The organism is Streptomyces sp. NPDC057287, assembly GCF_042667905.1.
Taxonomy (GTDB): domain Bacteria; phylum Actinomycetota; class Actinomycetes; order Streptomycetales; family Streptomycetaceae; genus Streptomyces.
Genome location: NZ_JBHUYV010000005.1, coordinates 185212 through 194067 on the forward strand (window position 1 = coordinate 185212; position 8856 = coordinate 194067).

An 8856-nucleotide genomic window follows, 5' to 3' on the forward strand; every position below is an offset into this window, starting at 1 on the left:
TTCGTCCTTCGTTCGTCGTGGGAAACGAAAGGGAGTGAATTCGACGCGTCCGGTCGACGTTAGGGAAAGGCGGAAAGACCGGCAAGGCCGGTTCAGCCAGGCTTCAGAGTCGCTTATGAACGGCCGTCGCCCGCGTGGCGCGGACTCTGGGTACGGCGCGCAGGAGCTGCTCCGTATAGGGGTGTTCAGGTGCTTCGAAGATCTGCTCGGCGCTGCCGGACTCCAGCAGGAGGCCGTCCTTCATGACCAGGACCCGGTGGCTCAGCCGGCGGACGACCCCGAGGTCGTGGGAGATGAACACATAGGCGACGCCCAGCCGCTCCTGGACCTCGACGAGGACGTCGAGCACCTGGGCCTGGACGGCCGCGTCCAGGGCGGAGACAGGCTCGTCACAGATGATGACGTCGGGGTCGGAGGCGAGGGCTCGGGCGACGGCCAGGCGCTGGCGCTGGCCGCCCGAGAGATCGCGGGCGCGCCGGGCGAGCACCTCGGTGGAGAGGCCCACATGGCCCAGGAGCATGGCGACACGGTCATCGCGCTGCTCGCGCGGGGCACGGGCCGCCCGCAAGGGCTCCTCGAGCAACTGCCGTGCGGTGTAGCGCGGATCGAATGATCCGAGTGGATGCTGGTAGACCATCTGGATACGGCGCCTGGCGGCGCGGCGTGCGGAGCCGTGCAGCGCCGCCCAGTCGACTCCGTCCACCTCGACCCGGCCCTGGTCGGGGGCGACGAGCCCCATGAGCATCCGTCCCACGGTGGTCTTGCCCGAGCCCGACTCCCCGACGATGCCCAGGGTCTCGCCGGCCCGGACCGTGAGCGAGACGTCGTCCACCGCGGTGAGGACCGCACGTCCCGACAGCCGGTAGCGCTTGGACAGCCGCTCGGCCCGCAGTACGGTGCGGGCGTCGCCGGTGGTGGGCGGGCCGGTGCGCCCGCCACCTCCCGGAACGGCCGCGACGAGGGCCTTGGTGTACGGATGGGTGGGGTTCTCCAGCACGTGGGCGGCTGGGCCCTGCTCGACGAAACGCCCTTCGTGCATCACATGGATGTCGTCGGCGAACTCGGCCACCGCCCCGAGGTCGTGGCTGATGAGCAGGACTCCGGTGCCCGCCGACGCGCGTTCCCGAAGGAGTTCGAGCACCTGCCGCTGCACGGTCGCGTCGAGGGCGGTCGTCGGTTCGTCGGCGATGAGGAGATCGGGTCCCGCGGCGAGCGCGGAGGCGATGAGAGCCCTCTGGCGCAGTCCGCCGGACAGCTGGTGGGCGTACTGCCCGGCGCGGACGGCCGGTTCGGGCACACCGCATGCGGTGAGCAGCCTGAGCACTTCGGCGTCCCGACGCGCGGGCGGCACGGTGCGGTGCTCGCGCAGGGGCTCGGCGACCTCGTCCCCGACGCGGCGCAGCGGGTCGAGGGAGCCGAGGGCGTCCTGGAGGACCAGTCCGATGCGCCGTCCGCGCAGGGCCCGCCAGCCGCTGGGCCTCAGCCGGCTCAGGTCGAGTCCGTCGAAGCGCAGGGTGGTGGCGGCCACGTCGGCGCCGTCCCCTGCCAGACCGACGAGGCTACGTGCGGTGACGCTCTTGCCCGAGCCGGACTCGCCCACGATCGCGACGATCCGGCCGCGCGGAACGGTGAACGAGACACCGTGTACCGGCTGGGTGCGGTGACTGCCGGTGCCGAAGGAGACGGTGAGTCCTTCGACACGGACGAGCGGTTCTCCGGCCCGGCGGGTTCCGGTGCCGCCGGGACGGGCGGTGTCCTCGGGACGGGGGGAAACATCGGTCATCGCTGCCTCCTGTCGGCGCTGCGCTGGAGATGCTGGCCGACCACGGTGACGGCGAGTACGGCCACGGTGATGGCAGCCCCGGGGAAGGCGGCCGGCCACCAGGCGAAGGCGAGGAACTCCCGGCTTCCGGCCAGCATCGCGCCCCATTCGGCGGTCGGCGGCTGGGGGCCCAGACCGACGAAGCTGAGGCTGGAGCCGGCCACGATCATCGATCCCAGCGAGACGGTGGCGAGGGCGAGTACCGGCCCCAGTGCGTTGGGCAGCACGTGCCGGACGACGACCTGGGGACGGGACCAGCCGAATCCGTGCGCGGCCTCGACGAAGGGGCGGCCGCGCAGCCCGATCACCTCGGCGCGGGCCATCCTGGCGAAGCCGGGCAGGGAGACCACGGCGAGTCCGACGGCGGCAGTGCTGCCGCCGGGGCCGAGCAACGCCACCACCAGGAATACCAGCAGCAGGCCTGGCACCGAGAGCACCACGTCGAGGAGCCGGCTGAGCACCTGGTCGACGATGCGGCCGGACTGGGCCGCCGCGATGCCGAGCAGGGTACCCACGACCAGTGCGGCGGCGGTCGCCCCGGCGCCGATCACCAGGGAGGGCCCGGCTCCGTACACGATCCTGGCGTACAGGTCGCGGCCGTTCTGGTCGGTGCCGAGCCAGTGGGAGCCGCCGGGGGGCCGCAGGATCGCCTCCACGTCGGCGGCGTTGGGATCCGTGGCGGTGAACAGGCCGGGGGCGACGGCCATGACCGCGAGGACGACGAGGACGGCGGTCCCGGCCCAGAGGCCGTACGGGCGGTGCCTCATGACACCCTCCCGGTGTCCCGGGTCCGGGGATCGATCAGCCACTGGAGGAGATCGACCAGGATGTTGACGACGACGAAGACGGTCGCGGCGAGCAGGACGACGGCGATCACGACGGGCATGTCCTTGTTCTGCACGGAGGTCAGCACCAGTCGGCCGACACCTTGCCGGGAGAAGACGATCTCGATGATGACAGCGCCGCCGATCAGCGATCCTGCGATCCAGCCGAGCAGTGTGATCGCGGGAAGCAGCGCGTGCCGCAGTACATGGCGCAGTCGCAGGGTGAGTTCACCGAGGCCCCGGGCGCGGGCGGTGGTCACGAAGGGCTCCTCCAGCACTCTGAGCAGCCCTTCGCGCAGCACCTGGGAGACCACGGCGGTGGGAGCGGCGGCCAGGGCCGCGGTGGGCAGGACGAGCCCCGCCGCCCCGTCGGCTCCGACGGTGGGGAACCAGTGGAGGGTGAAGGAGAAGACGGTCAGGAGAAGCAGTCCGAGCCAGAACGGGGGCAGGGCCACCACCAGCGATTCGGCGGCGGCGAACAGCGCTTGTACCCAGGTGCGGCGGTTGGCGCTGACCACCGCGAGGGCGACGGCCGCGACCGCGGTCACCAGCAGGGTGCACAGGATCAGCAGCAGCGTGTCGGGGAGCTGCCCTGCGACGGCGTCCCACACGGGGCGGCGCAGCACGTACGAGTCCCCGAAGTCGCCGCGCGCGATCCGGCCGAGGTAGGCGCCGTACTGCGCGATCAGCGGGTCGTCGAGCCGGTACTGCGCGATGATCTCCGCGCGGATGCGCGGTGTGACGGTGGAGCGGGCGAGCAGCACGTCGGCGGTGCTGCCGGGCATCAGCTGGACGAGGAAGAAGGTGGCGGTGACGGCGCCCCACAGCACTCCTGCCGAGGCGGCGAGGCGCAGCAGCACGACCCGCAGGAGCCGGCCTGAGCGGGCCCGGCCCGGAGTCGCACCGGGCCGGGCCCCCTCGGCGCTCAGGACGCCAGCCATATGCCGTACAGATCGGCGGAACCGTCGGCGTTGAAGGCCGTGCCACGGACCGCGGAGCCGGCCGCGAGGGTGGAGAGCGGTGAGTACACGGGCAGTACGGCGGCGTCCTCGGTGATCCGTCGCTGTACGTCGCCGTAGATCTCGAACTGCTCCTTCTGGTTCTGTGCGCGCTGGGCCGCGTCGAACTGCCGCTCCACCTCGGGGTCGGAGTAGCGGGCCATGTTGTTGCTGATGCCGCGTTCCGGGGTGGGGATGTTCTCCTTGCCGAACAGGACGCGCAGCACGTCGGGGCCGGGCGCGGAGAAGCTGGTGTCGATGAGTTCGTAGTCCCCGGCGAGCAGTCGTTCGACGAAGGTGCCGCCGTCGACGTTCTCCTCGATCGTCTCCACCCCGAGCTCCTTGGCCGCGGCCTGGATCTGCACGGCGAGGTTGGAGATGGAGGGGTCGGACCACAGGTGACGCACCTTCAGGCGTTTCCCGTCCTTGGTCCGGTAGCCCTGGGCGTCCCTCGCCTTCCAGCCCGCCTCGTCGAGCAGCTTCGCCGCGGCGTCCGGATCGTGGGCGTAGGACGGTGCGAGTGCGGCGTTGTAGCCGGGGGTGCGGGCTGACAGGGCGCCGGTCGCCGCGTCGTACTCGCCGAAGTAGACGCGCTCGACGATGCGGGACCAGTCGATGCCGGCGCGCAGTGCCTTGCGGACCCTGACGTCGGCGAGCGGTCCGCTCTCGGTGTTCGGCCAGTAGCTGTAGTTGATGCCGGGAAACTGCGACTTGTGCAGTTCGAATCCGCTGGTCGACTTGAGCTGACGCAGGCTGGTGGGGTCGAGCGCGGTGACGGCGTCGACCTGCGAGCTGCTGAGCGCCCCGAACCGGGAGGCGTTGTCGGGGACGACCTTGACCTCGATGCCGTCGAGGTGAGCCTTGCCCTGGTGGGCCGCACCCTTCGGGGCCCAGGCGTAGTCGGCGTTCCTGGTGTAGTCGATGCCCTTCTGCGCGACGAGGCCCGCGTCACTGCGGAAGGGGCCGGTACCGATGATCTTCTGGCAGAGGGAGGCCGGGGAGCCCTTGAGGGTGGCGGGCGCCTCGATCCCGAGGTTGGGCAGGGCGAGGGCGCCGAGGAAGCCGGAGTCGGGCCTCTTCAGCTTGACCGCGAGGGTGTGCGGACCGGAGGCGCGGGAGGAGTCGTACGCCGAGATCAGGCTGGAGGCGAGGAGTGACTTGGTGGCGGGGTCGGCTACGTGTTCGAGGTTGGCGACGACGGCCGCCGCGTCGAAGGCGGTGCCGTCGGTGAAGCCGACATCGTCACGGAGTTCGAAGGTATAGGTCAGCCGGTCGTCCGAGACGGTCCAGCTGCTGGCCAGCCAGGGCTGGAAGGCTCCCTCGGCATCCTGGTGCACGAGGGAGTCCACCAGGGGGCGGGCCAGCAGCCGGGCCGACGCGGTCGGGCTCTGGTGCGGGTCCAGGCACTCCGGTTCCTTCTCGACGGCAAGCCGCAGGGTGCCGCCCTCCTTCGGCGTGCCTCCGGCAGCGGTGCCGCCGCCGTCCCCTCCGGACGAACAGGCGGCCAGCAGTGTCATCAGCACGGCGGTGGCCCCTGACACGAGGGCGGCGTGCCTGCTTGTTCGCGGTCTTGTACCGGAGTCCATCCTGGTCCTCATCGCATTCGCTTCGCAGTGGCGTTCGGCCGTCACAGTGCACGGCCGTTCTAAACCCGCTCTGAAAGCGTGTGCGCACCGCGGCCCACGCGGTGTCAGGACCGTCCCGTCGAGCCCGTCAGACCGAGGCGACGATCTTCGCGATGTGCTCGTAGGAACGGACCCGGGCCTCGTGGTCGGGGACCTGGGTCAGCACGAACAGCTCGTCGGGACGGGTCTCCTCGATGAACGTGCCGAGCCGCGGGGCGACCCGGTCCGGCGATCCGACGAACTGCGGGTCGATCCTGGAGCGCAGGAAGTTCTCCTCCTGCGCGCTGAAGCGGTGCGCGGCCGTCTCCTCCTCGGTCGGCAGCACGGAGTCGGGGTCGACGGTGCGCATCAGGATCTGTCCGTACACGAAGGACTTCGCGAGGCGTGCGGCCCGTTCGTCGCTGTCGGACACCACTGCTATCACGGCGACGGAGGCGTGCGGCTGTTGCTGCTGGGCGCTGGGCCGGAAGGCCTCGCGGTAGGCGTTGAGCGCCTGGGGCGCTCCGCCCCCGACGATGGCGTGGGCGTACACATAGGGGAGTCCGTGCTGTGCGGCGTACACGGCGCTGCTCACGCTGGAGCCGACCAGCCAGAGCATGGGCGGGATCTCGGGTTCGGGGACGGCCCGCACGCCTTCGTGCCCGCCGCCGTCGAAGAGACCGCGGAGTTCGGCGAGTTGCTGGTCGAAGCCGGTGCGGCGCGGGTCTCCCAACCGGGCGGCGGAGGCAGGAGATCCGCCGGTGGCGCGGCCGAGTCCGAGGTCGACACGGTCGGGGTAGAGCGAAGCCAGCACGCCGAACTGCTCGGCCACGGCGTACGCGGAGTGGTTGGGCAGAAGGACGGCGCCGGATCCGACCCGCAGCGAGCGGGTGGACGCCAGGATCGGTCCGGCGAGCACGGCCGGACTGGATGTGGCGAGGGCGGGCGTGCTGTGGTGCTCGGCCACCCAGTAGCGGCGGTACCCGAGGTCCTCGACGGCCTTGGCCAGTTCGATGCTTCGGCGCAGCGCGTCGCCGGCCCGGTCGCCCCGCCAGACCGGCGCCGTGTCGTGCACGGAGATCGCGATTTCCTGGGTCAAGGCCCTCTCCTCATGTCGGTGGCCGTACGGCGGCCCGTGCCGCCCCGATCGCATCCTGAGGCAGCCTCACTTTACTGTCGCGGCCAGTTAAGGCGAGGAGCCCTCACCCTGTCAATGCGTCACGGCCGCTCAGGCACCAGACCTCCGGCCGCTTCGAGCGCCAGATGGCCGGGGACTCCGGGCACCGTCTCCTCGCCGGCGAGGCTCAGTACGTACCGGCCCGGGGCCGCGCCGCCCTGCGGGACGAATCCGTAGTGCGGATAGAGATCGGCGACCTTGGCGTTCTTGGGCGTGGCGGCGTAGGCGCCGCGCACTTCGGTGAAGCCTGCCCGCCGGGCCTGCCCGAGCACCGCGGAGAGGGAAGCCTGTTCGATGCCGCGGGCGAACACCCGGCAGCTCAGCAGGAAGTTCTCGATCTCCAGTGCCGCACCCCCCGCGCCACCCTCCTTGTCCGCCCGCAGGAACAGTGCGCCCACGATGCCGTTGGAGCCGAAGCGGTCGGCGGCGGACAGCACCACCACCGACCGCGCCCCGTCGGCCGACCTCTCGCGCACGTCATCGGCGGTCAGCCGCTCGGTGGTGAGGTTGAACTGGTTGGTGCGCTGGGTCAGCTGGGCCACTCTCGGCACCTGTTCCGGGGTGACAGGCGCCAGTTCGAGCCGGACGCCGAGCCCGGCGAGGAACTCCCGCGCCGATCCCGCGGCCCCCAGGAAGTCCGTACGCGCGGACTCCTCCCGGTAGAGGCGGGTGCGCACCCGGTCCTCGTGGGTGACACCGTTGCTGGTGAACCATCCGTCGGCCAGGAGCCGTTCGACGTGGAACGCGGGATCGGCGTCGACCGGGATCACCGTGACGTCAGGGAGTCCGGCGCTGACCGCCGCGCACTCACCGGGGTTGTCGTCGACGAAGACGAGCGAGTCCTCCCCCAGGTTCAGCGTCCTGGCCAGGTCCCTCAGATGGCCGGGCTTGGGCTGCCAGTCCGCGAGTACGGCCACGAAGTGCTCCTCCCGCAGCCTCAGTTCGGGATGCTCGCGCAGTGCGTCCAGGACGGTGGCCCGGTCGTTCTTCGTCACCGCCGCCAGCAGGACGCCCTGGGACTGGAGCTGGCGGACAACGCCCTGGAAGGCGTGGAACGCGGCACCCTGCCGTCCGTGCGCGACCTCGATCCCCTCGACCCCGTCGTCCCCGAGGACTCCGCCCCACAAGGTGCCGTCCAGGTCGAGTGCCAGCACCTTCTTGGCCCTACCGGTCCTCGCCCGGACCAGATGTGCCAGTTCCCTGGCGTAGCTCGTGAGCAACGTGTCGGAGAGATGGGCACCCGCGTAGACCTCGAACCTCGGCTCGGTGAGCACGGCGTCGACGGTGAGCAGCGGGTCGATGTCGACCGTCACGGCCGGACCGCCCTCGGTGCCGAGGGCGAGCAGATCGCTGTTGGCGGAGCGCCACAGCACTCCGAGGCGTGCTCGTGCGGAGTGGTCGAGCAGCTGGGCCTGCCGGGTGCGGGGCAGCGGCACGGTGTTGAGCACCAGCGTGCCGCGCCCGTGCGCGGCGAACCCCTCGGCCAGCCGCCGCCACAGCGCGGTCTTCCCGCTCAGCACCCGGGCGACGTCGTCGACGGTGAAGGGGACCGGCACCTCGTCGAACACCGTGGTGTGGTCGAGCACGCACACCGTGAAGTCGGCGGCCCGTGAGTACAGCGAGGAGCCCGGGTCGCCGAGTTCGAAGACGTACGAACCGAAGTCGGTGAGCCCGACGTCCGGCAGATAGCCGTGGCGGGCGAGTTCCCCGACGAGCGCGGTGCGCAGGGCGTCGAGCGTCCCGTTGCCGGTGAGAACGACGCTCACTGTCGGCAGGGCCGGATGGTGGCCCGCGGCCTCGCTCAGATCGGTGCGGGCCAGCAGCCGCGACGCCGCCGCCAGATCGTCGGGACCGAGGCCGGAGAGCAGGGCCGCCACCTCGTCGAAGCGCGACGCGAGCGTGCCCTCGCGGTGGAGCAGGCGCAGCGCGGCGAGCGCTCCGCCGTCGGGCGTGGTCATCGGACGGCCTCCGGCAGCCGGCCGGCGAGGAGTCGGCCGAGATGGTGGGCGAGTTCCCGGGCGGTGGGGTGTTCGAAGACCACGGTGGCACGCACGTCGAAACCGATGCGCGCGGAGAGCCGGGTGGCGATCTCCAGGGACCCGAAGGAGGTGATGCCGGCCTCCGTGAGATCGGCATCGGCCTCCACCGTGCCCGGCGGATGGCCCAGCGCCTCGTCCACGGCCTCCAGAATGTGGGCGAGCACCGCCTGGTGCCTGTCGTCCGGCTCCAGCGCCGCCAGTGGCGACAGCGGCTCCCCGGCTTCCTCCCGAACGGTCTGCGGGCCGACTGCCAAGGGCTCCCGCCCGGTGCGTCCGGAGGGCGTCCTGGACAGCCAGTAGGAGGTGTGCTGGAAGGGGTAGACCGGCACGTCGCGGGGCGGCGCCGCCGGTCCCCGCCCCAGCAGGGCGTCCCAGTCCACCGCGACTCCTCG

Annotated in this window: 7 protein-coding genes; all 7 read right to left on the reverse strand. The window is 71.4% G+C overall.

All coding sequences use genetic code 11. From position 1 onward, the window contains the following. Positions 1 to 103 precede the first annotated feature (103 nt). The gene (locus ACFUNE_RS11700; RefSeq protein ID WP_383565281.1) at positions 104 to 1783 is read right to left on the reverse strand and encodes a dipeptide ABC transporter ATP-binding protein; all 1680 of its coding nucleotides are present in this window, start codon (positions 1781 to 1783) and stop codon (positions 104 to 106) included. Further along, positions 1780 to 2589 (reverse strand): ABC transporter permease, encoded by an 810-nt coding sequence (locus ACFUNE_RS11705; RefSeq protein WP_383565283.1) that lies wholly within the window; start codon positions 2587 to 2589, stop codon positions 1780 to 1782. The genes ACFUNE_RS11700 and ACFUNE_RS11705 overlap by 4 nt, the downstream gene beginning before the upstream one ends. Beyond that, positions 2586 to 3587, reverse strand: a complete 1002-nt coding sequence (locus ACFUNE_RS11710) for an ABC transporter permease (RefSeq protein WP_383565285.1) — start codon at positions 3585 to 3587, stop codon at positions 2586 to 2588. The genes ACFUNE_RS11705 and ACFUNE_RS11710 overlap by 4 nt, the downstream gene beginning before the upstream one ends. Continuing rightward, positions 3572 to 5185, reverse strand: coding sequence for an ABC transporter substrate-binding protein (locus ACFUNE_RS11715; RefSeq protein ID WP_383565287.1), 1614 nt, complete (start codon positions 5183 to 5185; stop codon positions 3572 to 3574). Before ACFUNE_RS11715 ends, ACFUNE_RS11710 begins: the two co-directional genes overlap by 16 nt. 172 nt (positions 5186 to 5357) lie before the next feature. Further along, complete coding sequence (locus tag ACFUNE_RS11720) at positions 5358 to 6347, reverse strand: LLM class flavin-dependent oxidoreductase (protein WP_383565289.1); 990 nt, start codon at positions 6345 to 6347, stop codon at positions 5358 to 5360. A 119-nt stretch (positions 6348 to 6466) separates the two neighbouring features. Then, positions 6467 to 8383: an HAD-IIIC family phosphatase gene (locus ACFUNE_RS11725; RefSeq protein ID WP_383565291.1), complete on the reverse strand. Its 1917-nt coding sequence runs from the start codon at positions 8381 to 8383 to the stop codon at positions 6467 to 6469. Next, positions 8380 to 8844 (reverse strand): acyl carrier protein, encoded by a 465-nt coding sequence (locus ACFUNE_RS11730; RefSeq protein WP_383565720.1) that lies wholly within the window; start codon positions 8842 to 8844, stop codon positions 8380 to 8382. The genes ACFUNE_RS11725 and ACFUNE_RS11730 overlap by 4 nt, the downstream gene beginning before the upstream one ends. Between the last annotated feature and the right edge of the window lie 12 nt (positions 8845 to 8856).

What these genes read in the sequence shown, in the direction of transcription:
- ACFUNE_RS11700 (WP_383565281.1), bottom strand. Translation starts at nt 1,783, where the DNA reads ATGACCGATGTTTCCCCCCGTCCCGAGGACACCGCCCGTCCCGGCGGC.
- ACFUNE_RS11705 (WP_383565283.1), bottom strand. Translation starts at nt 2,589, where the DNA reads ATGAGGCACCGCCCGTACGGCCTCTGGGCCGGGACCGCCGTCCTCGTC.
- ACFUNE_RS11710 (WP_383565285.1), bottom strand. Translation starts at nt 3,587, where the DNA reads ATGGCTGGCGTCCTGAGCGCCGAGGGGGCCCGGCCCGGTGCGACTCCG.
- ACFUNE_RS11725 (WP_383565291.1), bottom strand. Translation starts at nt 8,383, where the DNA reads ATGACCACGCCCGACGGCGGAGCGCTCGCCGCGCTGCGCCTGCTCCAC.